19 protein-coding genes and 1 pseudogene are annotated in these 23,678 nt (G+C 75.2%); 14 read left to right on the top strand and 6 right to left on the bottom strand.

The features are described 5' to 3' along the window. Positions 1-54 precede the first annotated feature (54 nt). The gene (locus IE329_RS04860) at positions 55-1,023 is read right to left on the bottom strand and encodes an endonuclease/exonuclease/phosphatase family protein (RefSeq protein ID WP_190209522.1); all 969 of its coding nucleotides are present in this window, start codon (positions 1,021-1,023) and stop codon (positions 55-57) included. A gap of 229 nt (positions 1,024-1,252) precedes the next feature. On the opposite strand from IE329_RS04860, the gene IE329_RS04855 reads away from it, so the two are divergent. The 6 genes from IE329_RS04855 (at position 1,253) to IE329_RS04830 (ending at position 10,001) form a co-directional block, all read left to right on the top strand. Next, positions 1,253-1,903: a PadR family transcriptional regulator gene (locus IE329_RS04855; RefSeq protein ID WP_190209521.1), complete on the top strand. Its 651-nt coding sequence runs from the start codon at positions 1,253-1,255 to the stop codon at positions 1,901-1,903. Between the two features lie 410 nt (positions 1,904-2,313). After that, positions 2,314-3,090, top strand: a complete 777-nt coding sequence (locus IE329_RS04850) for an ABC transporter ATP-binding protein (RefSeq protein WP_229927167.1) — start codon at positions 2,314-2,316, stop codon at positions 3,088-3,090. Continuing rightward, positions 3,087-6,227: an FtsX-like permease family protein gene (locus IE329_RS04845; protein ID WP_190209520.1), complete on the top strand. Its 3,141-nt coding sequence runs from the start codon at positions 3,087-3,089 to the stop codon at positions 6,225-6,227. Before IE329_RS04850 ends, IE329_RS04845 begins: the two co-directional genes overlap by 4 nt. Positions 6,228-6,365: 138 nt before the next feature. Beyond that, a complete protein-coding gene (locus IE329_RS04840; protein ID WP_190209519.1) occupies positions 6,366-7,778 on the top strand; it encodes a dipeptidase in 1,413 nt (470 codons plus the stop codon). Positions 7,779-7,816: 38 nt separating this feature from the next. After that, the gene (gene nudC / locus IE329_RS04835; RefSeq protein ID WP_190209518.1) at positions 7,817-8,758 is read left to right on the top strand and encodes an NAD(+) diphosphatase; all 942 of its coding nucleotides are present in this window, start codon (positions 7,817-7,819) and stop codon (positions 8,756-8,758) included. A 373-nt stretch (positions 8,759-9,131) separates the two neighbouring features. Continuing rightward, positions 9,132-10,001, top strand: coding sequence for a GntR family transcriptional regulator (locus IE329_RS04830; RefSeq protein WP_190209517.1), 870 nt, complete (start codon positions 9,132-9,134; stop codon positions 9,999-10,001). A 79-nt stretch (positions 10,002-10,080) separates the two neighbouring features. Here IE329_RS04830 and IE329_RS04825 read toward each other — a convergent pair whose 3' ends face one another. Next, positions 10,081-10,338 carry a mycoredoxin gene (locus tag IE329_RS04825; protein WP_190209516.1) on the bottom strand — a complete coding sequence of 86 codons (258 nt, stop codon included), beginning with the start codon at positions 10,336-10,338 and terminating at the stop codon, positions 10,081-10,083. A 244-nt stretch (positions 10,339-10,582) separates the two neighbouring features. Between IE329_RS04825 and IE329_RS04820 the strand changes: the two genes are divergently transcribed. The 4 genes from IE329_RS04820 (at position 10,583) to IE329_RS41785 (ending at position 14,475) form a co-directional block, all read left to right on the top strand. Next, the gene (locus tag IE329_RS04820; RefSeq protein ID WP_229927166.1) at positions 10,583-12,832 is read left to right on the top strand and encodes an ATP-dependent DNA helicase UvrD2; all 2,250 of its coding nucleotides are present in this window, start codon (positions 10,583-10,585) and stop codon (positions 12,830-12,832) included. Between the two features lie 264 nt (positions 12,833-13,096). After that, the gene (locus tag IE329_RS04815) at positions 13,097-13,543 is read left to right on the top strand and encodes a hypothetical protein (RefSeq protein ID WP_190209514.1); all 447 of its coding nucleotides are present in this window, start codon (positions 13,097-13,099) and stop codon (positions 13,541-13,543) included. 180 nt (positions 13,544-13,723) lie between these two features. Then, positions 13,724-14,080, top strand: coding sequence for a WhiB family transcriptional regulator (locus IE329_RS04810; protein WP_073926372.1), 357 nt, complete (start codon positions 13,724-13,726; stop codon positions 14,078-14,080). Beyond that, positions 14,077-14,475 carry a hypothetical protein gene (locus IE329_RS41785; RefSeq protein ID WP_190209616.1) on the top strand — a complete coding sequence of 133 codons (399 nt, stop codon included), beginning with the start codon at positions 14,077-14,079 and terminating at the stop codon, positions 14,473-14,475. Before IE329_RS04810 ends, IE329_RS41785 begins: the two co-directional genes overlap by 4 nt. Before the next feature lie 123 nt (positions 14,476-14,598). Here the strand turns inward: IE329_RS41785 and IE329_RS04800 are convergent, their stop codons facing one another. Beyond that, on the bottom strand, positions 14,599-15,969 hold the full coding sequence (locus IE329_RS04800; RefSeq protein ID WP_190209512.1) for an ABC1 kinase family protein: 1,371 nt from the start codon (positions 15,967-15,969) through the stop codon (positions 14,599-14,601). 267 nt (positions 15,970-16,236) lie between these two features. Further along, positions 16,237-17,328, bottom strand: a complete 1,092-nt coding sequence (locus tag IE329_RS04795) for a ThiF family adenylyltransferase (protein ID WP_190209511.1) — start codon at positions 17,326-17,328, stop codon at positions 16,237-16,239. Positions 17,329-17,835: 507 nt separating this feature from the next. Here IE329_RS04795 and IE329_RS04790 point away from each other — a divergent pair. The 4 genes and pseudogenes from IE329_RS04790 to IE329_RS04775 form a co-directional block, all read left to right on the top strand. Further along, positions 17,836-18,405: pseudogene (locus IE329_RS04790) on the top strand (M48 metallopeptidase family protein); the annotation flags it as partial. Positions 18,406-18,520: 115 nt separating this feature from the next. Next, positions 18,521-19,906 (top strand): TerD family protein, encoded by a 1,386-nt coding sequence (locus IE329_RS04785; RefSeq protein WP_190209509.1) that lies wholly within the window; start codon positions 18,521-18,523, stop codon positions 19,904-19,906. 34 nt (positions 19,907-19,940) lie between these two features. After that, positions 19,941-20,633 carry an AIM24 family protein gene (locus tag IE329_RS04780; RefSeq protein WP_190209508.1) on the top strand — a complete coding sequence of 231 codons (693 nt, stop codon included), beginning with the start codon at positions 19,941-19,943 and terminating at the stop codon, positions 20,631-20,633. A 12-nt stretch (positions 20,634-20,645) separates the two neighbouring features. Next, positions 20,646-21,329, top strand: coding sequence for an AIM24 family protein (locus IE329_RS04775; RefSeq protein ID WP_190209507.1), 684 nt, complete (start codon positions 20,646-20,648; stop codon positions 21,327-21,329). 168 nt (positions 21,330-21,497) lie between these two features. Here IE329_RS04775 and IE329_RS04770 read toward each other — a convergent pair whose 3' ends face one another. Together IE329_RS04770 and IE329_RS04765 are read right to left on the bottom strand one after the other, a co-directional pair. Further along, the gene (locus tag IE329_RS04770) at positions 21,498-22,085 is read right to left on the bottom strand and encodes an NUDIX hydrolase (RefSeq protein WP_190209506.1); all 588 of its coding nucleotides are present in this window, start codon (positions 22,083-22,085) and stop codon (positions 21,498-21,500) included. Then, positions 22,082-23,638, bottom strand: coding sequence for a zinc-dependent metalloprotease (locus IE329_RS04765; RefSeq protein WP_190209603.1), 1,557 nt, complete (start codon positions 23,636-23,638; stop codon positions 22,082-22,084). Before IE329_RS04765 ends, IE329_RS04770 begins: the two co-directional genes overlap by 4 nt. Positions 23,639-23,678: the final 40 nt, after the last annotated feature.

Raw genomic sequence — 23,678 nt, 5'->3', positions numbered from 1 at the left:
GCCGTGTGCCACCGGTCACGGCCCCGGTCACGGCCCCGGCCCGGGGCGGACTGATCAGAGCCCGACCTCCACCACCAGCGGCCGGTGGTCGGAGACCGCGGTGCGCGGCGCCAGGGAGGCGCCGACCGCGTCCCGCGGCACCCCGACGGCGAGCACGTGGTCGAACTGCACGGCCGGCCGGTGCGAGGGGTAGGTGGGGATCCTGGCCAGGTCGTGCCAGCCCTGCAGCCGCGCCCTCGGCTCGCGCACCCGGCGCCGGCGCGGCTCCGCGAGGACCGGCCGGGCCCGGCGGGCGGCCCGCAGCTCGCGGATCCGGCGCGGGCCGGAGCGCTCCAGCGCGGTGGCCCCGCCGAGCACTGTCCGCGGCACCGCGCCGATCAGGTTGAAGTCGCCCAGCACCAGGTAGGGCTGCGGCAGGTCGGCGATCCACCGGCGGATGCCGGCCAGCTGCGCCATGTTCCAGCCCGGCACGAAGGACAGGTGCGCGGCGACCACGGTGAACGGTCCGCGCTCGCCCTCCAGCACGGCGGCCAGCGCCGCCCGCGGCTCGTCCGGCACGGGGGTGAGGCCGCGCCGGCCGGCCACCCGCAGCGGCAGGCCGAACGGCGCCGGCGCGAACCGGCGGGCCCGCCAGTGGTGCACCGGCAGCCGGGTGAGCAGCGCCGTGCCGTACGAGGGCAGGTCGGTGGCGGTGCCGACCTCGCCCGGGCCGTACACCTGAAGGCCGCCGACCGGGCGGTCCTGCACCCAGCCGGCCACCGGGGCGGGGCGGCCGTGCAGGGCGGCGGCGAAGCGCCAGTCGGCGGCGCCCATCGCCTTGGCGGCGACGGCGGCCTGGTCGACCAGGCCGGACCGCTCCTGGTACCGGTCCACCTCCTGGATCGCCAGCACGTCGGCGTCCAGCCCGGCGATCGCCTCGGCGAGCGGGTCCTCGGCCGTCGGTGGGAGGTCCAGCGGGCTGCCGTCGGGGGCCAGCGGCTGACCGTGCAACAGGTTGAAGGTGGCGATGCGCAACTGGCTCACACCGCACGACGCTACCGGGTCGGCGCGCCGGGCCGGGAATCGGCGGGCGACGGGAGGGCGATCGGCGGACGACGGGGCGGTGGCGTGACCGGTGCCGTGACCGGTGGCGGGGCCGGTGGCGCCACCGGCGTCGCGACCGGCGGCGGGGCGGGCCGTGGTGGCCACGGGGCGGGCGGGAGGCGCGGACGTGGCTTGAGCGCGGAGGGCATACCGGGTATACATACTCGGTATGTCCATTCGTCACGGTCTGCTGGCCCTGCTCGACCAAGGCCCCCGCTACGGCTACCAACTGCGCGCCGAGTTCGAGGCGCGCACCGGATCGACCTGGCCGCTCAACGTCGGGCAGGTCTACACCACGCTCGGACGTCTGGAGCGTGACGGCCTGGTGGTCCCCGCCGGCGAGGACGAGGAGGGGCACCAGTTCTACGCCGTCACCGAGGAGGGACGCGCAGAACTGCGCAACTGGTTCGACACCCCGGTGCCCAGGACCAACCCGCCCCGGGACGAACTGGCGATCAAGCTGGCCATGGCGGTGACCGTCCCGGGGGTGGACGTGCCCGCCGTCGTGCAGAGCCAGCGCCGGCACAGCATCAAGGCGCTCCAGGACTACACCCGGCTCAAGGGCCGCGCGCTGGCCGGGGAGAGCGGCCCGAAGGCCGGCCGCGACGACGGCTCCGACCTCGCCTGGCTGCTCGTCCTCGACCAGCTGATCTTCCAGGCCGAGGCGGAGGTGCGCTGGCTGGACCACTGCGAGACCCGGCTCGCCCAGCACGCCGAGGCCCGCGCCGCGCGGCCGGAGCCCGAGGCACCCCGTGGCGGGCCGGAGCCGGCGAAGGACGCGCCCGCCGTCCGCGCCGGCCGCCGCGTTTTCAGAGGCTGAGCCGGCCTCACCCGCTCGCTTCCTGACCGGTACCCGCTCCCTTCCGGACCCGGACCCGGACCCGGACCCGGCGCCCGGGGCCCGGCCCCGGCGTCCCGACCGCGCGTCCGGCGCCCGGCCCGACCGCGGCGCCCGCAGCACGAACCCGCAGCCCCGGCCCCGAACCCGCAGCCCCGAACCCGGAGCCCGGCCCCGGCCGCCGGCGCCCCGCGCCGAGGCCGTCGACCTTCCGCCCGCCCGCCGGGCCGCCGCCCCGGCATCCGCCGCCCGGCAGCCCGGCCCGCGGAGCCGGCCGGCCGCCCCGCGGCCACCCGACCGCACGAGCCGCGGCCCGGCCACACCGGGCCGGCGCGCTCCCACCGGCTCGAACCCGAGCCCGTACCCACAGTCCGACCCACGAGGGGGAAACAGTGACCGACAGCGATCCGACCAGGAACACGACGGGCGCGGTGCTGCACCTGGACCACGTCACCCGGGTGCACGGGCAGGGGGCCTCCGAGGTCCAGGCCCTGCGCGGGGTCGACCTCGTGGTGCACCCCGGCGAGTTCGTCGCCGTGATGGGGCCCTCCGGCTCCGGCAAGTCCACCCTGCTCACCCTGGCCGGCGGCCTGGACACCCCGACCGGCGGTCAGGTGCTGGTCGAGGGCGTGGCCCTCGGCGGGCTCTCCCGCAAGGACCTCGCCCGGGTGCGCCGGCGCTCGATCGGCTACGTCTTCCAGGACTACAACCTGATACCCGCGCTGACCGCCGCCGAGAACATCTCGCTGCCCCGCGAGCTGGACGGCGTCTCCGGCCGGGCGGCCCGCCGCGAGGCGATCGCCGCCCTGGAGGAACTCGGCATCCCGGAGCTCGCCGACCGCTTCCCCGACGACATGTCCGGCGGCCAGCAGCAGCGGGTCGCGATCGCCCGCGCCCTGATCGGCGACCGCCGCCTCGTCCTCGCCGACGAGCCCACCGGCGCCCTCGACTCCACCACCGGCGAGTCGGTGCTCGCCGTCCTGCGGGCCCGCTGCGACGCCGGCGCCGCCGCCATGATGGTCACCCACGAGGCCAGGCACGCCGCCTGGGCGGACCGCGTGGTCTTCCTGCGGGACGGCCGGATGGTCGACGAGAGCGTCAGCCAGGACGCCGCCAGCCTGCTGGTCTCCGCCGCGACCAACAGCGTGAAGGGCCCGGTGCAGGAGTGAAGCTCACCGCCTGGCGGGTCGCCCTGCGCATCGCCCGCCGCGACGCCCTGCGCGCCAAGGGCCGCAGCGCCCTGGTCGTCGCGATGGTCGCGTTGCCCGTCCTCGGCGTGGCCGGGGCCGACATCGTCTTCCGCAGCACCGAGCTGGACCCGGGCGAGCGGGTGGTCCGCACCATGGGCCAGGCCGACGCCGAGATCCGGCTCTCCGGCGCCGGCCGGACGGTGCTCCAGGAGCCCGACCCCCGCGAGGGCAGCACCTCCGACGGGCCGGAGCAGGGCAAGCCCCTCACCGCGCAGCAGAAGCGCAGTCAGGAGACCCCGCCGGCCACCCTGGTCCGCGAGCTGCTGCCGGCCGGCAGCACCCTCGTCCCGCTCACCGACGGCCCCTACATCTCCACCACCAGCGCCGACGGCCTGCTCCTCGTGCAGACCAGCGAGGCCGACCTGGCCGACCCGGTCTGGCGGGGCCGGATCACCGTGCTGGAGGGCCGGGTGCCCGCCGCCTCCCACGAGATCGCGGTGACCCGCGACTTCCTGGACCGCGCGCACCTGAAGATCGGCGACCGCACCAGCCCGCGCGGACTGGAGCAGACCCCGTACACCATCACCGCCGCCGTCGAGTACCCGGACGAGCTCAACAGCGCCACCCTGATCGGCCGTCCCGGCGAACTGGTCGCCCCGCTGAGCGCCCTGCCCGGCGCCCGCCAGAGCGGCCGGACCACCCCCGCCGAGCAGGAGCAGCACTGGCTGGTGAAGCTGCCGCAGGGCGCGGTGCTCGACTGGCCGAAGGTCATGGAGCTCAACACGTACGGCTTCACGGCCGCCTCGCGCAGCGTCCTGCTGGACCCGCCGGCCCGCTCCGAGGTGCCGTACTACGTCCAGATGGACCAGCAGGGCGGCGGGGGCGAGTACTTCGACCGGACCGCGGTGGTCATCATGGCCACCGTCGCGGGCATGGCGCTGCTGGAGATCGTGCTGCTCGCGGGCCCCGCCTTCGCCGTCGGGGCCAGGCGCTCCCGGCGGCAGCTCGGCCTGCTCGCCGCCGGCGGCGGTGAGCGCGCGCACATCCGCTCGGTGGTGCTGGGCGGCGGCGTCGTCCTCGGCATCGCCGGCGCCGCGGCCGGCCTGGTGGTCGCCGTCGGCCTGGTCGCCGTGCTGCGCCCGTGGGCGGAGCAGTACGCCGGCCGGCGCTTCGGGCACTTCGACGTCCAGCCGCTCGACCTGCTGGCGGTGATGGGCATCGGCCTGGTCACCGGGCTGCTCGCGGCGGTCGTACCGGCCGTCCAGGCCTCCCGGCAGGACGTGGTCTCCGCGCTCACCGGCCGCGGCTCGGTCAAGCCGCCGAGCAAGCGGCTGGCGGCGCTCGGACTGCTGATGCTGGCGGGCGGCGCCGCACTGGCCCTGCTCGGCTCGACGGCCGGGATCGGCAGCCGCAGCCTGGCCGTGCTCGGCGGCTCGATGATCGCCGAACTCGGCATGGTCGCCCTGGCCCCGATGCTGGTCGGCCTCTTCGGCCGGATCGGCGGGCGGCTGCCGCTCGGGCCGCGGCTCGCGCTGCGCGACTCGGTGCGCCACCGCGGCCGGACCGCGCCCGCCGTGGCCGCCGTGATGGCGGCGGTGGCCGGCTCGGTCGCGGTCGGCGTCTACTCGGCCAGCAGCGACGAGCAGAACCGGCGGGAGTACGTCGCCTCGGCGCCGGCCGGGGCGGTCACGCTGGCCGCCGGCTGGGGCCCGGCCGCGGACGGCAAGCTGCTGCCGCAGCTGCGGACGGCGGTCGACAGCAACCTCGGCGGGCTCGGCCCGCGGGCCGACGTCCAGCGGGTCAACTACATGGGCGACTGCCACGCGTCCATGGGCGGCGGCTGCGGCAGCGTCGACGTGTCGGTGCCCAAGGAGCTGCGCTGCCCGGCCGAGGACCGGGACCTGGCGCCCGCGTCCACGCCGGAGCAGTTCCGCGAGCTGCGCAAGGACCCGCGCTGCCGGGAGAACGCCACCAGCTTCCGGGGCGGTCCGTTCGGCCCGGTCCAGGTGGGCGACAGCACGTTGCTGCACAACCTGTTCGCGCTCCACGACCCGGCCGCCGAACAGGCCCTGGCGGCCGGCAAGGCGCTGGTCTTCGACCCGAAGTACCTCAAGGACGGCAAGATCACGCTGGATCTGACCGAGCCGTACGGGGACGAGTCGCCCGGCCCGGACGCGTCGCCGTCCTCCGGCGGCGCCTCACCGGCCGCCGGGTCCCCGGCGCCCGCGGCGTCCGCAGCCGGGTCGGCCGCGGCGTCCGCGCCGGCGGCCGGGAAGCCGGCCGCGCCCTCCCCGGCCGCGTCCCCGGCCAAGTCCCCGTCGGCGGGCCCGTCCCCGTCGGCGAGCCCGTCCCCGTCGGCGAGCCCGTCCCCGACCGCCGCCGAGTCCGCCCCGGCCGGGGCGGCGGTCCCGCCGGGGGGCGGCGGTACGGGCACCGCGGGCCCGCTGCACCGTCCGGCCGTCCACCAGGTCACGGTGGACGCCGTGCTGGTGACCACGCCGGTCCCGGTCACCTACAGCCAGGCCGTGATCGCCCCGGCGGTGGTCCAGCGGCTCGGTCTGACCAGCACCGACGCCGGTTCGGTCTGGCTCCCGGAGTCCTCGCCGGGCGACGCGTCCGAGCAGAAGGCGCTGGCCGCCGTGACCCGGATCAGCGAGGGCGTGCAGTTCGAGGTCGAGCGCGGATACCGGGCCGAGGGCGACCTGGTCACCCTGGCGCTCACCGGGTTCGCCGCCCTGGTCGCGCTCGGCGCGGCCGGCATCGCCACCGGTCTGGCGGCGGCCGACTCCCAGCGCGACCTGACCACGCTGGCGGCGGTCGGCGCGGCCCCGCGGATCCGCCGGACGCTCTCCGGCTTCCAGTGCGGCGTGATCGCCGCCATGGGCGCGGTGCTGGGGACCGTCTGCGGGGTGGTGCCCGCGGTGGCCCTGCGCAAGGTGGAGGGGCTGGCCGCCCCGTACCCGGGCATGGGCCCGGAGGAGGCCGTCGACCGGACGGTGGTGGTCTTCCCCTGGATGACCATGGGGATCACGCTGGTGGTGCTGCCGGTCGTCGCGGTGGCGCTGGCCGCGCTGCTGACCCGCTCCCGGATCGCCCTGCTGCGGACCAGCGGCTGACCCGCCCCGCCGGCACCGCCTCCGTCACCTCCCCGCCGCCGTCCGCGGCCGGGAGGTGACGGAGGTTACAGGCCCGGCGCCGACCAGCGAGCGGACGTCCGGGGCGAGCACCCGCACGGGCGAACTAAAGTCGTCCGTATGACGAGAACTCCGGACAGCGTCGTCCGTACCTTCATCGAGCAGCACGAGAGCGCCTTCCTGGCCGATCTCGCCGACTGGCTCGCCATCCCGTCCGTCTCCGCCGACCCGGGCCGCTCCGGCGAGGTCCGCCGCTCCGCCGAATGGCTGGTGGACAAGCTGCGGGAGACCGGCTTCCCGGTGGCGGAGGTCTGGGAGACCGACGGCCTGCCGGCGGTGTTCGCCGAGTGGCCGTCCGGGGACCCGGCCGCGCCCACCGTTCTCGTCTACGGCCACCACGACGTCCAGCCCGCGGCCAAGGAGGACGGCTGGGCGACCGAGCCGTTCACCCCGACCGTGGTCGGCCGCCGGCTGTTCGCCCGCGGCGCCGCGGACGACAAGGGCCAGGTCTTCTTCCACACCCTGGGGGTGCGCGCGCACCTGGCCGCGACCGGCCGCACCGCGCCCGCCGTCAACCTCAAGCTGCTGATCGAGGGCGAGGAGGAGTCCGGCTCGCCGCACTTCGCCGACCTGGTCCGGCGCGAGGCCGGGCGCCTCGCCTCGGACGTGGTGATCATCTCGGACACCGGGATGTGGTCCGAGGACACCCCGACCGTCTGCACCGGGATGCGCGGCCTGGCCGACGCCCAGATCGACCTGTTCGGCCCGGACACCGACATCCACTCGGGCTCCTTCGGCGGCGCCGTCCCGAACCCGGCCTCGGTGGCGGCCGAGCTGGCGGCCGCCCTGCACGACGCGGACCGCCGGGTGGACGTCCCGGGCTTCTACGACGGGATCGTCGAGCTGACCGACCGCGAGCGCGAACTCTTCGCCGAGCTGCCGTTCGACGAGGCGCAGTGGCTGCGGGTCGCCAAGTCGTACGGGACGCAGGGCGAGGCCGGCTACAGCACTCTGGAGCGGGTCTGGGCCCGGCCGACCGCCGAGGTGAACGGCATCTGGGGCGGCTACACCGGGCCCGGGGGCAAGACCATCGTGCCGGCCTCGGCGCACCTCAAGCTCTCCTTCCGGCTGGTCGCCGGCCAGGAGGTGGAGAAGATCCGCGAGGCCGTCCGGGCCTGGGTCGCGGCCCGGGTGCCCGACGGCATCCGGTACGAGCTGGTCTTCCCCGGCGCGACCCGGCCCTGCCTGACCCCGTTGGACCACCCGGCGCTGCAGTCCACCGTCCGGGCGATGGGGCGGGCCTTCGAGAAGAAGATCCTCTTCACCCGCGAGGGCGGCTCCGGGCCGGCCGCCGACCTGCAGGACGTGCTCGGCGCGCCGGTGCTCTTCCTGGGCATCTCGGTGCCCTCGGACGGCTGGCACTCCGTCAACGAGAAGGTCGAGCTGGACCTGCTGCGCAAGGGTGTGGAGGCCACCGCCTACCTGTGGGGCGACCTGGCGGAGACCTGGCGGCCGGGCGGCGAGAGCGAGTGACGGACCTGACGATTCTTCACGTGGGGATGGAACCTTAAGTGAGCACCGTGCCTGAGACCGAACGTCCGAAGGCCCTCGCACTGGCCAGGGCCGGTGTCGACCGTGCCGCGCAGCACCGGGTCGACGAGCCCTGGCTCGCGGCGGCCTGGAGCCACCCCACCACCAAGGTGCTGCCGATCGCCGGCGGCGAGGCCTTCGTGGTGGACACCGAGGAGGGCACCGAGCTGGTGCTGCTGCCCTCCTTCGAGGCGCCGCAGGACGGCGACCGCTACTTCCTCGGCACCGACGACGACGGCGTCTCCTACTTCGCGCTGGCCGGGGAGACCCTGCCGGGGCGCCTGGACGGGGACGCCCGGCCGGCCGGACTGCGCGAGGTGGGGGCGATGCTCTCCGACCGCGACGCCGGGCTGCTGGTGCACGCGGTCGCGCTGGAGCACTGGCACCGCCTGCACAGCTTCTGCTCGCGCTGCGGCCACCCGACCGAGAAGGCCGGGGCCGGGCACCTGCGGCGCTGCACCTCCTGCGCGGCCGAGCACTACCCGCGCACCGACCCGGCGGTGATCATGATGATCACCGACGAGCAGGACCGCTGCCTGCTGGGCCGGCAGGCGATCTGGCCGGAGGGCCGCTGGTCGACCCTGGCCGGTTTCGTCGAGCCCGGCGAGTCGATCGAGCAGGCGGTCGCCCGGGAGGTCTTCGAGGAGGCGGGCGTCCGGGTCGCCGAGGTCAGCTACGTGGCGAGCCAGCCCTGGCCGTTCCCGAGCAGTCTGATGCTGGGCTTCATGGGGCAGGCCGATCCGGCCGGCACCGCGATCACGGTGGACGGCGAGGAGCTGGCCGAGGCGCGCTGGTTCTCCCGCGAGGAGCTGCGGGCCGGAATGGCGGCGGGGGAGATCCTGCCGCCGTCGGGGATTTCGATCGCCCGGCACCTGGTCGAGCTCTGGTACGGCGAACCGTTGCCGGCGGCGGCCCGCTGGTAGGGCCGGCCCGCCCGGAGCGGCGGCGGTATCGCGCCTTCGGTTGTCCACGAAGGGGCGCGTGATCGGAATTAGGGGCGCGTGGCTATCGGCCGAGCGCCCCTATTTCCTGGCCGCCTTTCCGGCCGGCCGGACGGGGCCGCGACCCGCTCCCGCCCGTGCGCCGTCCCGCACAGGTCACCGCCCCGCCGCCGGTGCCCCGCCCCACACCGGGCGCGGCACCGGGAATGCCGGCGCAATCCCCCCGGCGGCCGCGCGCAGGCCGCCGGGGCGGTTCTGCCCGGCCCGGCCGGGAGCAATCGGGGAATCCTCCGGATCGGCCGGTTCCGGCGGGTTCGGCTGAAATCGGCGAAGCCCGATCGCTACATTCACTCGGGTGACAATCCCACGGGGCAGTGCCCAATCCCCCAAGTACCAGAGGCTCGCGGCGGACCTGCGCCGCCGGATCGCCGCCGGCGAGTTCACCGCCGACGACCCGCTCCCGGTCGAGGGCGAGCTGGAGAAGCAGTACGGGGTGGCCCGCAACACCGTCCGGCTGGCGGTGGACGTGCTGGTCAACGAGGGCCGGCTGGTCCGGCTCCAGGGCAAGGGCACCTACCTCAGGGAACACCCCGTGCTGGACCACCGCGCGTACGGGCCCAGCCTGCTGCCCGGACAGCGGGACTGCCTGGCCGCGCCCACCGACATCTACACGAAAGAGGCCGCCGAGGCGGGCCGGGAGTTGACGTCCGACTTCGAGATGCTGATCGTCCGGGCCCGGGTGGACATCGCGGAGCGGCTCGGGCTCCGGCCCGGCGAGGCCATCGTGGTGCGCCGCCAGCTGCGGATGCTGGACCGCGAGCCCTACTCCATCGAGGAGAGCCACTACCGCGCCGGGCTGGCCGCCGGCACCCCGCTGATGGAGCCCGACCAGGTCGAGGGCGGGGACGAGGCGGTGCTCGCGGCGCTCGGCCGCACCGAGGTCGGCGCGGTGGACCACATGGTCGCGCGGATGCCCGGGCCGGAGGAGGCGCAGTGGTTCCAGGGCGGGCCCGGGGTGCCGCTGGTGGTGCAGACCCGGGTCACCTACGACCGGCGCGGGCCGGTCCGGGTGATCGAGACCCGCTACTCGGCGGACCGCTGCCGCCTAGTCTACGGGATCGGCGACCTCGGCGCGCGGACCACCCTGCCCGCCCCGGCCACCCCGGTCGACACCGGCCGGACGGAGCTGCGCGCGGCCGACGGCGTGCGCGCGGACGTGTCCTGACCGGACCCGCGGCGGCCGTACCGGACGGGCCGGGGCCCGCGGTCCAGGACCGCGGGCCCCGGCCCGTGCCGGGAGCGGATCAGCCCGCCAGCGCGGCCTGGACCTGGCGCAGGCTCGGGTTGGTCATCACGATCTGCTCGCCACCGCCGGCCGGGGTCACCAGCACCGTCGGCACCACCTGGTTGCCGTTGTTCACCGACTCGACGAAGTTCGCCGACGCCGGGTCCTCCTCGATGTTGATCTCGGTGTAGCCGATCCCCTCGCGCTGCAGCTGGCCCTTGAGCCGGGTGCAGTACCCGCACCAGGTCGTGCTGTACATCGTGACGCTGCCGGACATCGGTGGGGTCTCCTTCGGGAGGGGGCGTGCGGTCTTCGGGATGAACGCGCGACACGCCTCGGTCATTCCGTGTGCGCCGGGCGTGACCGCCAGTACGCGCGCCGGGCGGCGAGGGGATCATCCTCCGGTCGTACCGGGTCTGTGGACAACTTTCCGCCGCTGTCACCCCGCCCTGCCAGGATGTCGGGGCCGGCCGCACCCGCGACCGGCCGTATCCCCCCGCCGGGCTGAGAGGATGGACTGCATGCAGGAAGACCTCTTGAGCGGCAGCCCGTACGACGACGACCGCCCGGCCCCCGTCGGCGCCGACGCGGTGCTGGCCGGGCTCGACCCGGAGCAGCGGGCCGTCGCCACCGCCCTGCACGGCCCGGTCTGCGTGCTGGCCGGCGCCGGCACCGGCAAGACCCGGGCCATCACCCACCGGATCGCCTACGGCGTGCGCAGCGGCGTCTACCAGCCGCAGCAGGTGCTCGCGGTGACCTTCACCGCCCGCGCCGCCGGCGAGATGCGCGGCCGGCTGCGCGAGCTCGGCGCCGAGGGCGTCCAGGCCCGGACCTTCCACTCCGCCGCGCTGCGCCAGCTCCAGTACTTCTGGCCGCGCGCGGTCGGCGGCGAGGTGCCCCGGCTGCTGGAGCGCAAGGTCCAGCTGGTCGCCGAGGCGGCCGGGCGCTGCGGCCTGCGGGTCCAGCGCACCGAGCTGCGCGACCTCACCGGCGAGATCGAGTGGGCCAAGGTCACCCAGATCGTCCCCGACGACTACGCGGCCGCCGTCCTGAAGGCCGGCCGCGAGGCACCGCGCGACCCGGCCGAGATCGCCCGGGTCTACGCCACCTACGAGCAGACCAAGCGCGACCGCGGCGTCATCGACTTCGAGGACGTCCTGCTGCTGACCGCCGCGATCCTGGAGGACCGCCCGGAGATCGCCGACCGGGTCCGCGCCCAGTACCGGCACTTCACGGTCGACGAGTACCAGGACGTCTCCCCGCTCCAGCAGCGACTGCTCGACCAGTGGACCGGCCCCGGCGCCAGCCTCTGCGTGGTCGGCGACGCCAGCCAGACCATCTACTCCTTCACCGGCGCCACCCCCGACTACCTGCTGAACTTCCGCACCCGCCACCCCGGGGCGACGGTGGTCAAGCTGGTCCGCGACTACCGCTCCACCCCGCAGGTGGTGCACCTCGCCAACGGCCTGCTGGCCCAGGCCAGGGGGCAGGCCGCCCAGCACCGGCTGGAGCTGGTCTCGCAGCGCGAGGCCGGCCCGGAGCCGGTCTACGTGGAGTACGCGGACGAGCCCACCGAGGCGGAGAGCACCGCGCACCGGATCAAGGACCTGCTGGCCCTGCCCGCCGAGCGCGGCGGCTGCCGGGCCAGCGAGATCGCGGTGCTGTTCCGCACCAACGGCATGTCCGAGGTCTACGAGCAGGCGCTCGCCGACCTCGGCATCTCCTACCAGCTGAAGGGCGCCGAGCGGTTCTTCGAGCGGCCCGAGGTCCGGGAGGCCGGGGTGCTGCTCAAGGGCGCCGCCCGGGCCGGGTCGGACCCGCTGACCGCCGACGCCCCCGACCTGGCCTCCCAGGTCCGCGCCGTGCTGGCCACCCGGGGCTTCACCGCGACCCCGCCGGGCGGCTCCGGCGCGGTCCGCGAGCGCTGGGAGTCGCTGGCCGCGCTGGTCCGGCTCGCCGAGGAGTTCGAGGCGACCCGGCACAAGGCCGGCGAGAGCGGTGACCTGAGCGCCTACGTGGCCGAGCTGGACGCCCGGGCGGCCGCCCAGCACGCCCCGGCGGTCGAAGGGGTCACGCTGGCCTCGCTGCACGCCGCCAAGGGCCTGGAGTGGGACGCCGTCTTCCTGGTCGGCCTCACCGAGGGCACCATGCCGATCATCTACGCCAAGACCGACGAGCAGGTGGAGGAGGAGCGCCGGCTGCTCTACGTGGGCGTCACCCGGGCCCGGCGCAACCTCTCCCTCTCCTGGTCGCTCTCCCGCTCCCCGGGCGGGCGGGCCAGCCGCAAGCCCACCCGGTTCCTGGACGGGCTGCGCCCGGGCTCGGGCGCGCCCGGCTCGCGCTCCGGCGCCCGGGGCGGGCGGGGCGGCGTCGAGTTCGGCGAGGGGCGCCCGGCGGCCCGCAAGGCGCGCGGGCCGCTCAAGTGCCGCGTCTGCGACCGCACCCTGACCGAGGCCGTCGAGCGCAAGCTGCGCCGCTGCGAGAGCTGCCCGTCCTCGATGGACGAGGCCCTGTTCGAGCGGCTGCGCGAGTGGCGGGCCGGCCAGGCGAAGAAGCAGGGCGCGCCGGCCTACGTGGTCTTCACCGACGCCACCCTGATGGCGATCGCCGAGGACGTGCCGGCCAACGAGCGCGAGCTGGCCGTCATCTCGGGCGTGGGCGCCATGAAGCTGGACAAGTACGGGGCCGCCGTGCTCTCGTTGTGTGCGGGGGAAGAGCCCGAGGCAGACTCGGAAGAGGCTCCGGACGACACGTCGGACGAGCCGGCCTGAGCCGCTCGCGGCGGGCACTTCGAAACTCGCCGGAAAAATAGTTTGCGCGCCGTGCATGGAGCGCAATAGCCTGCCGGAGCGGTCAAGGGGACGAGATCGCAAGCCGTACGGGGTCACTCCTGAAACGGCCTTCCCCTGCGTGTCGTGCGTATCACAGCGCGCGGCCACAAGCCTTACCGAGAAGAAGCTTCACCGAGACAGACATCCGAACAGCCGGAGCCCGGGGGACTGGGCACCGCGAGACGCCGAGAGGAGGCGAAGACAGTGGAAACCAAGACGATGATCACCAAACTGACTGGCCAGACCGTCGCCGCTGCCTCCCTGTGCGTTGCCCCCGAGCAGGCTCTTGTCGCCCTGCTTGCCGCGGCCGGTCTGGGTCTCGACACCACCGTTGTCTCCGTCGTGCCCGTTGTCAGTGCCCTTGGGAACACTGGCGGCAGCACGGGAGCCGGCGCCGTCGAGACGGGTCTGTCCCGTGACTGGGCGATGGACGCCATGTCCCGCGATCTGCGTGACGAGCGACCGACCCAGGCACCGAAGGCAGCAGTAGCAGCCGCCAAGCATGGCGACTATGCGCAGGTCATCGGTGCCGGAATCACCCAGAAGCAGAACGAGCAGCTGATCAACCAGGCCAAGGCCGCCTTTATCGGCGCCTCGGTCATCCGGAGCAGGGCCTTCCGCGGGCCTGAACCCTGGAGAGAACGCACCTGAGTCAGCATCAGGTCGGCACCCTCCAGGGCCGCGGAACCCGTACACCGGGATCCGCGGCCCTTCTGTTTTGTCCGGTACGTAAGACCACCCAGGCCCTCCGGGGCCTCCGGTTCGGCCCCACCAGCCAGCTGAACCGGACCCACTGAAAAGACGAGGAAGACGCCCACAGTGTCCACGGTCATCACACCGCCCCTCCCGTCCGTACCGACGACAGACCAGATCACCAAGGCCGACCAGGCCGACCCCCCGGAGGTTTCTCTTATGCAGCTCACCGCGATCGACGACGCCGAGGCCCTGGGCCTTCCCATCCCGTGCCGCGCCTTCGACCCGGAGGTCTTCTTCGCCGAGACCCCGGCGGACGTCGAGTACGCGAAGTCCCTCTGTGGGGCCTGCCCGGTCAAGGAGGCCTGCCTGGCCGGTGCGCTGGAGCGGCGTGAGCCGTGGGGCGTCTGGGGCGGCGAGCTCTTCGTCCAGGGCGTCGTCGTGGCCCGGAAGCGTCCCCGGGGCCGTCCGCGCAAGACCGAGGCCGTCGCGTGAACCCCGCGCTCGGTGCCGACGCCGTCCGCCGGGGAGAGCAGCCCCCGCTGGACAGTGCCCTGCGCCACTCCGTACGCCTCGCCGCCGCCAAGGCGGACGCAGCCCGCAGCATCCCCTTTCCGAGCACGCAGCACGAGCAGGACCACCACATGACCGCCGCCGCCGTCGATCCCACCGTCCGCGCAGAGCAGACCACCGAACTTCAGATCCAGAACAGGACCCTCGAGATGCAACTCCTCCACGAATCCCTGGCTCGCGCCCATATGCAGGACCGCCTGCAAGAGGCCGAGCACGAACGCCTCGGCCTACGGGTCGTCAGGGCCCAGAAGCTCATCCGGAAGGCCGAGCGGGCCTCCCTGCGGGCCCGTAAGGCGCTGGCCCTCGCGGTGATGTGACCCGCGGGCCCCGGAGCCCGTCCGGCCGGCTCCGCGTTCCACCCCCGCCGTGACGATGGCCGCTCCCCCGGACCGGGGGAGCGGCCATCGCCGTGCGTCCGGCCCGCCGGGCCGGACGACGGGTCAGCGCTTCTTCAGCGCCTCCGCGGTGCCGCCCGGCGCGGCCGCCGGGGCGAAGCCGGGCAGCCACTCCAGCATCTCGGCGCGGAACGGCGCGTTGGCACCGAGCTGGCAGAGCACGCCGATGGTGCTCAGCGTCACCCGGTGGATCAGCAGGTACGAGGGCGGCAGGTTGAGCTGCTTGCCCAGGTTGTAGGCGGGGGAGCGCGGGTCGGCGATCCGGGCCGCCTGCGAGCGCATCCAGGCCCGGGTGAAGTGGAAGGTCTCCACGGTGGCCGGCTCGATGATCGGCAGCAGGTAGTCCAGCACCGCGTCCGGGTCGAGCCGGATCGAGGGCTTGACGAAGCCCTCCTCGCGGAGCATGTCGAGGACGCCCGAGGCGTCGCCGGCCAGCGCCATCCGCAGCGAGTCCCCGATCGGGGAGGGCAGGCCGCCGGGCAGGCGGTCGACCGTGCCGAAGTCGAGCACCCCGAGCCGCCAGGTGCCGGCCGGGCCGTCGTCCTTCAGCAGCCGGAAGTTGCCGGGGTGCGGGTCGGCGTGCAGCAGGCCGGTGCGGGAGGGGCCGGCGAACAGGAAGCGGGCGAGCAGGTGGCCGGCCCGGTCGCGCTCCTCCTGGGTGCCGTTCGCGATCACCTCGGCGAGCGGGGTGCCGCCCATCCACTCGGTGACCAGCACCTGGTCGGCCTGGGCCACCACGCCCGGGACGACGATGTCCGGGTCGCCGGCGAACTCCGCCGCGTGCCGGCTCTGGGCCTGTGCCTCCAGCTCGTAGTCCAGCTCCTCGGCGACCCGCTCCCGCAGCTCGGTGATCAGCGGCTTGATGTCGAGGCCGGGGATGAGCGGGCCGAGCAGCCAGGCCACCCGGCTGAGCTGGGCGAGGTCCGCGAGCAGCGCCTCGCCGGCGCCCGGGTACTGGACCTTGACCGCGACCTCACGGCCGTCGTGCCAGACCGCCCGGTGGACCTGCCCGATGGAGGCGGCGGCGGCCGGCTTGTCGTCGAAGCTCCGGAATCTCTCCCGCCAGTCCTGGCCGAGCCGCTCGGCCAGCGCGGTGTGCACCTTGGCGGCGGGCATCGGCGGCGCGGCGTCCTGAAGCTTGGTCAGCGCGGCCCGGTAGGGGCCGGCGACCTCCTCGGGCAGCGCCGCCTCGAAGACGGACAGCACCTGCCCGAACTTCATCGCCCCGCCCTTGAGCTCGCCGAGGACCTTGAAGAGCTGGTCGGCGGTGGCCTGCTGGAGTTCGGCGGTCACCACCTCGGCGGAGCGCCCGCCGATCCGCCTGCCCAGGCCCAGCGTGGCCCGGCCGGCCATCCCCAGCGGCAGAGCTGCGAGCTTTGCCGTACGGGTCATTGCCTTGCGCGGAAGATCGCTCACCCGGGCCTCCCAGTCAGACGCCCCCGGCGGCCCTCGCGAGCTGCGGGGCCTGAGGAACGGCGGTCACTACGTCATTGTGCCCGCTCGGCGGGCGGGCCCGGCCGAATTGTGGATAGTGCGGGAGCGCTGACAGTACGGCACCCGGCGGGCCCCGCGCCGGGCCGGGTGGCGGCCCCGGACGCCCGGTGCGCCGCCGGGGCCGGCCGGCCGGTCCCGGGCCCCGGGAGCCCGGGCCCGGCCCGGGCGCGCGGCCCCGCCGGCGCCGGCTCAGCGCTGCGCGGCCGGCTGCCAGAGACAGCCGCAGTCGGGGTGGCCCGGCAGTCGCAGCCGCCGGGCGAAGCCGTCGGCGGCCGAGATCTCGCACCAGCCGTCCACGCTGGGCGGCCGGGTGCCGTCCACGTACAGCTGGACGTGCAGGGCCGCCAGCCCGGCCACGGCGGTGGCGAGGGCGCTGTCGCAGGCGGGGGTGCGGGGCCGCCCGGGGCCGTCCTCGGCGAGCTGGGCGAGCAGCCGGGGCCAGGCGGCGTCCTCGTCGGTGCGGCTGAGGGCCAGGCAGCCGCCGCAGGCCGAGGCGCCGGGCAGCACCAGGGGGCCGACCACGCCGAGGTGCTCCACGACGCCCACGTAGAGGTGCGGCACACCGGCCCGCATCAGGCGCCGGGCCTCGACCGCGCCGCCGGCGAAGCCCCCGCCGCCGTCGCGGGGCGCGAGCACCACGAGCGCGGGCGGCGGGCCGCCGGCCCGGTCGCGGCGCGGGTGCGAGGCCGGTCCGCGGCCGCTCGCCCGGTCGACGGCGGCGCGGGCGGCGCTGGTCCGCAGCCGGCCGGCCTCGGTGGGCGGCAGGCCGGCCGGGGAGCAGTCCGTGGGGGTGACCCGGCCGGTGTCCAGCACGGTGACGCCGCCGATCCCGCCCGCCGCCAGGACGGCGGCGATCGCGCCGCCGACCCGCCCGGCTCCGCGCACCTCGACCCGGGCGGCGGCCCGGCCGCTCAGGACGGCCGGCCCGGCCCCGGGCTCGGGGTGCACCAGAGAGAGCGAGGCGAGGTCGGGGCCGAGCAGGTCGCGGTGCGGCTGCGGGTAGCGGGCCAGTGCCTCCCGGCCGGCCGCGGCGTCGTCGAGCAGCCCGGCCTGCTCCAGCGAGTCGAGGAGGTCGGCGGTCTGCTCGCGGCCGAGCCCGAGCCGTTCACCGGCGTCGACCAGCGCGGGCCGCTCCCGGCTGCCGTCGAGCAGGCCGAGGAAGGAGCAGAAGGGCGCGTCGGCCTGTTCGACCACCCTGGCGTGGCGGTGGACGGTGCCGAACTGCAGGGTCTCGGTGTCCCGCCAGGTGCGGGAGAGGGCGGGCTTGAGCACCGGGCGCATGGGGTGTGCCTCCAGGTCGGATCCGGACAGCCGGGCGGGCCGGCGGCCACGCCCGGCCGCGTCGCGGCGGTGCTCCCCGGCGGGGAGCTGCCCGCAGGATGCCGGATCGGCGGCCCCTCGCGCTCGGCGTTGTCCACAGCGCCAGGCCTATGGTCGTAGGAGTGCTTCGCATGCCCTGTGGATAACTTTCCGGTCCGCCCCGGCTCACCGCGGCGTCATCCTCCGTAGGCCTTTCGTTCGCGATCACTCCATGAAACATTTCGGCCAAGGCACCGGGACTTCTGTCAGGGGTAACCGGTAACGTCGTGTGCCATGGCGGCCGAACGGGAACCCCATCCCCCGGCGTCGCGTCGGCGTGCCCGTGCAGCGTCCGGGTCGGGAGTCGCGGCGCCGAGCACGCGCGGGCGCCCGGACCCGGCGGAACCCGCGGCCCCCGCCCAGCACCGGCCCCCCGCCCAGCTCCCGTCACCGGCCCAGGGATCCCGTCCGGACCAGTCCGCCGACCGCTCCCGGGTGGAGGTCCGCCGCAGCGCCCGCCGCAGCCGTACGGTCTCCGCCTACCGGGAGGGCGACCGCACCGTGGTCCTGATCCCGGCCCGGATGTCGGTCGCCGAGGAGCAGCGCTGGGTGGCCCAGATGCTCGACCGGCTGGCCGCGCAGGAGAGCCGCCGGGTGCTCGGCGACGACGCCCTGTCGGCCCGCGCGCGGGAGCTGTCCGCCGCCTACCTCGGCGGGCGGGCCCGGCCGGCGCAGGTCCGCTGGGTGACCAACCAGAACTCGCGCTGGGGGTCCTGCACGCCCAGCGAGCGGACCATCCGGCTCTCGCACCGGCTGCAGGGCATGCCCGAGTACGTCGTCGACTACGTGCTGCTGCACGAGCTGGCGCACCTGCTGGTCCCCGACCACGGTCCGGGGTTCTGGGCGCTGCTGGAGGCCTACCCGCGGACCGAGCGGGCCCGCGGGTACCTGGAGGGTGTGGTCTCCGCGGCCCGGCTGCCGCACATCCCCGGCGCCCGGGGGGACCGCCCGGCGGGCTCCGCCTCCCGTGAGCCGGCGCCCGGCGAGTCCTGCGGCTAGGGCCTGCCCCGCGCACCGGCGGGAAGGCCCCGGGCCGGGCCTGCTGCCGACCGACCTCCCTGGGATAGGGTCGCCGGAATCAGGCCGGCACACAGGGAGGGGCGTTCTCAGCGCCATGACCAGAGAACTCGCCAAGGCGTCCCGGATCCGGATCGGTGACCTCACGCCGCTGACCGACCTCTACCTGGGGGTCGGGCTGACCGCGCCCGGGCTGACGTTCGACATCAGCTGCTTCGGCCTGGACGCCGAGGAGCGCCTGAGCGACGACCGGTACTTCGTCTTCTTCAACCAGCCGGCCAGCCCCGAGAACGCGGTGCGGCTGCTGGGTGCCCGGCAGGACGACACCGAGTCCTTCCAGCTGGACCTCTCGGCCGTGCCGGAGAGCATCCACAAGCTCAGCCTGACCGCGACCATCGACGGCGACGGCCGGATGTCGCAGGTGAGCGCGGGCCACGTCCGGATCGTCGCGGGCGGCACCGAGGTCGGCCGGTACTCCTTCACCGGCGCCGAGTTCAGCACCGAGCGCGCGGTGATGCTGGCGGACGTCTACCGGCGCGGCGGGGAGTGGCGGTTCGCCGCGGTCGGGCAGGGCTTCGACGGCGGGCTGCAGGCGCTGCTGGAGAACTTCGGCGGCGAGGTGGCCGAGGACGACCCGGCGCCCGCGCCCGCGCCCGCGCCCGCGGCGCCCGTCCCCCCGGCGGCCGTGCCCGCCGGCGCCCCCGCGCCCGTGCTCGCGGCGCCCGTGCTCGCGGCGCCCGTGCCCGCAGCGCCCGTGACCGTGCCCGCCCCGGCGGCCACCGTGCAGATCCCGGCCCAGGCGCAGGCTCCCGCCCCGGCCCCCGGCGTGAAGATCTCGCTCACCAAGTACGCCGAACTGCCCGAGCAGACCGGCTGGCTCAAGCAGAACGACAACCTGGTCCGCTTCACCCTCACCAAGGGCCAGGACGTGCTCGCGCTGCAGGGCAGCATGGTGGCGTACCAGGGCAGGGCGGACTTCGCGCACGAGAGCTCCGGCGTGCTGCGCAAGCTCACCGCCAACCTGACCGGACAGCAGCTGAAGCTGATGCGGGTCTCCGGCGAGGGCCAGGTCTTCCTCGCGGACGAGGCGAGCCACCTGCACGTGGTCCGGCTGGAGGGCGACTCGTTCTGCGTCAGCTCGGACCGGGTGCTGGCCTTCGACGCCGGCCTGGAGCACGAGGTCCGGCGGATCGAGGGCGAGGGGCTGCCGGGCGGCGGCTTCTTCACCCTCCAGTTCACCGGGCACGGCACGGTGGTGGTGAAGACCAACGGCATCCCGGTGGTGCTGCCGGTCACCCCGGCGCCGGAGACCTACGCGGACGTGCACGCCCTGGTGGCCTGGTCGAAGGGGTCCCAGGTGATCACCACGGCGCCGGTGCGGATCCGGCGCTCGGCGTACGCGGGCCACGCCGCGGAGTCGTACAGCCTGCAGTTCAGGGGCGGCCCCGGCAACTTCGTCGTCGTCCAGCCGTTCGAGGTCTGAGAGCCGGACGCGTCCGGGAGAGGTAGGCGGGATCATGCAGAGGCAGACGCTCTCGGGCACGTACCTGGAGGGGTACCTGGAGTCCCCGGCGACGGCCAGGATGAGCAACCACGGCGCCGCGATGTGCAAGGTCGCGGTGACGACGGGCCAGGACGTCCTGGCGAAGCCGGGCGCGATGGTCGCGTACGACGGGTTCCTGCAGTACGAGGCGGTCTCGCAGACCTTCCGGCGGGCGCTGGGGGAGTGGGCCTCGGGCGAGCGCAGCCCGCTGCTGCGGTGGTCCGGGGACGGCACCCTCTATCTCGCCGACTTCGGCGCCGACGTGCTCAACCTGCAGCTCGACAACGAGTCGCTGTCGGTCAACGGCTCGCACCTGCTGGCCATGGACGCCGGGCTGACCTGCGCGGTCGAGAAGGTGAAGGGCCCGGCGATGCTGGCCGGCACCGGGCTGTTCAACGTGACGGTGTCCGGCAGCGGCTGGGTGTCCGTCACCTCCCGGGGCGTGCCCGTGGTGCTGGACTGCGCCGAGGCCGAGACCTTCGTCGACCCGGACGCGCTGGTCGCCTGGACCACCGGCCTGGAGATCAAGACCCGGCGCACCGTCAAGGTCGGCGCGCTGATCGGCCGCGGCAGCGGCGAGGCCCTGCAGCTGGGCTTCAAGGGCTCGGGCTTCGTCGTCGTCCAGCCCAGCGAGGACACCTCCGACCGACTCAAGATCCGCGGCTGAGGAGCGACCACCGTGCAGAGCCCCCTTCTCGACCACGCCGCCCTGACCGGCACCGAGCGCTACTCCCTGCAGAACCCGCAGATGCTGCGGGTGGTGCTGGACGGCGGCCCGGCCGACGTGCTGGCCCGCAGCGGCGCGATGGTCGCCCACACCGGCCGGGTCCAGTTCACCGGCTGGACGCCGCCGGGCCGCCGCAACCGGGCCAACGTGGCCCCCACCGAGCTGGACCTGATGCGGTGCAGCGGCACCGGCACGGTCTACCTCGCCAACCTCGCGCAGCACCTGCACATCCTCGACCTGCGGCGGGACCGGCTGACGGTGAACAGCACCTACGTGCTGGCGATGGACACCACGATCAGCTGGCAGGTCGTCGGCATCGAGGGCGGCGAGCGGATCGCCGGGGTGGGCACCCGGAGCCTGGAGCTGACCGGCAGCGGCCGGCTGGTGCTGATGACCTCGGGCCAGCCGCTGGTGATGCGGGTCGAGCCGGGCCGGTACGTGTACGCGGACGCCGACGCGGTGGTCGGCTGGTCCTCGGGGCTGGAGGTGCAGCTCCAGGCGCAGAGCAGCAACACCGAGGCCTGGCGGCGGCGCGGCACGGCCACCGAGGGCTGGGAGATGGCCTTCACCGGCGCCGGCCACGTCCTGGTCCAGCCGAGCGAGCTGCTGGCCCCGCAGCGGGTGCCGGTGCGCTGACCCTCCGGCGGCCGGCGCCGCCGGGCACGTCCGCCCGGCACGTCGGGCAGGTCCGGGCAGGTCCCGGCACACCTGACAGGTCCGGGCAGGTCCGGGCACGACGAAGGGGACCCGGTCACCGGGTCCCCTTCGTCGTGCCCCGGCCGCCCGGGGCGGCCGGTCACCGGGTCAGCGGGTCAGCTCCCGGGCGCGCGCGACCAGCGCGCGCACCGAGTCGTCGGTCAGCTCCGGCAGGCTGTCGTACCCGAACCAGCGCAGGTCCAGCGACTCCTCGCTGATCAGTGCCTCGGCGCCGGGCCGGGCCAGCGCGACGTACTGGACGTCCAGGTGGGTGTTCTCCGGGCGGTCCTTGCCGGTGCAGCGGACCTGGTGGCGGTCGAGCATCACCGGGGTGGGCGCGCCGTCGGCCGTGAGCAGGGTGAGGTCCGGGATGCCGGACTCCTCGGTGGCCTCGCGCAGCGCGGCGGCCGCGAGGTCCGGGTCGCCCGGCTCGCAGTGGCCGCCCATCTGCAGCCAGATGCCGACCTTGGGATGCAGGGTCAGCAGCACCCGGCCGGAGGCCGGGTCGACGACCAGGGCGCTGGCCGTGATGTGGGCGGGCAGGCAGGCCCGGAACAGGCCGTCGGGGTGCCCGGCCAGGTGGGCCAGGTAGTCGCGCCGCAGCCGGTCCTGGCCGGCGTCGGCGGTCCGCCACCCCTCCAGGGTGCGCACGGCGTCGTCGTGCAGCGCCGTCGCGCTCGTCTCGGTGACCGTCATGCGGTGGGCTCGCCCTTCCCGTCCTCGTCGGTGCCCTTCGGGCCGGTGCCGCCGTCGCCGCCGTTCTCCCCGGCGTCCTGCTGCCCGGTGCCCCTCCCCCCGGCGCCGCCCTTGCCGGCGGCCGCCTCGCCGAGCAGCTTGTCGAGCGCGTCGAAGTCGAAGCCGCCCTCGGCGTCGTCGGCGGAGCCGCGGTGCACGAAGCCGTCCGGGTCGTCCAGGTCGGCGGCGGTCGGCAGCATGTCGGGGTGCTGCCAGAGCGCGTCCCGGCCCTCGACGCCGCGGGCGTCGGCCAGGGTGGCCCACAGCCGGGAGGCGTCCCGGAGCCGGCGCGGGCGCAGCTCCAGGCCGACCAGGGTGGCGAAGGTCTGCTCGGCGGGCCCGCCGGCGGCGCGGCGCCGCCGGACGGTCTCGCGCAGCGCGCCGGCCTGCGGCAGGTGCGGCTGGGCGGCGCTGTGCACGACCGCGTCCACCCAGCCCTCGACCAGCGCGAGCGCGGTCTCCAGGCGGGCCAGCGCGGCCTTCTGCTCGGGGGTGTCCTCGGGCTGCAGCAGGCCGCCGGCGAGGGCCTCCTGGAGGGCCTCGGGGTTGCTGGGGTCGAGCTGGCCGGCCAGCTCCTCCATCCGGGAGGTGTCGACCTTGATGCCGCGCGCGTACGCCTCGACGGCGCCGAACAGGTGCGCCCGCAGCCACGGCACGTGGGCGAAGAGGCGCTGGTGGGCGGCCTCGCGCAGGGCCAGGTAGAGGCGCACCTCGTCGGCCGGGACGTTCAGGCCCTCGCCGAACTCGGCGACGTTCTGCGGGAGCAGCGCGGCCTTGCCGGCCGGGGCCAGCGGGAGGCCGACGTCGGTGGAGCCGACCACCTCGGCGGCCAGCGCGCCGAGCGCCTGGCCGATCTGGGTGCCGAACATGGCGCCGCCCATCGAGCGCATCACGCCCATCAGCGGGCCGGCCATGGCCTGCATCTCCTCGGGCAGGACGCCGCCCATGGCGTTGCCGACCCGCTCGGCGACCGGGTCGACCAGGTCCTTCCAGACCGGCAGGGTCGCCTCGATCCACTCCGCGCGGCTCCAGGCCACGGCGGTGCCGGCGCCGGAGGGGAACTCGGTGCTGGAGTCCAGCCAGAGGTCGGCGAGCCGGACGGCCTCGGCGACGGCCGAGCGTTCGGAGGCGCTCACCGAGCGGTCCTTGCTCTTGCCCTCCGCGGGTTCGGCGACCACCGTCTGGCGGGCGATGTCCTTGGCGAGCTCCCAGTTCACCGGCCCGCCGTCGAAGGACAGCATCTGGCCGAGCTGCTGGAAGGCCGCGCCCAGGTCGTTGGGGTTGAGGCCGCCGAGCATGGCGCCGAAGGGGTTGTCCGCGCCGGGCGCGCCGCCGGGCGCGCCCATGCCGAAGAGCGCCCCCAGCGGGTTGCCCGGGCCGAAACCGAAGGGCATCTGCGGGGTGGCGCCCGCGTCGGGCCCGCCCTGCTCGGAATCCTCGGACTTGTCGCGCTTGGCCTTGCCGTCCTCGGGCTCCTCGGGCGGAACGCCGAATCCGAAGGGGAGGTCGCTCACGGGTTCCTCGATCTGGTCGGCCGTCACGCGGATGGTGTGG

Source organism: Kitasatospora indigofera, assembly GCF_014655955.1.
Lineage (GTDB): Bacteria > Actinomycetota > Actinomycetes > Streptomycetales > Streptomycetaceae > Kitasatospora > Kitasatospora indigofera.
This window is presented reverse-complemented; position numbering and strand designations above follow the sequence as displayed.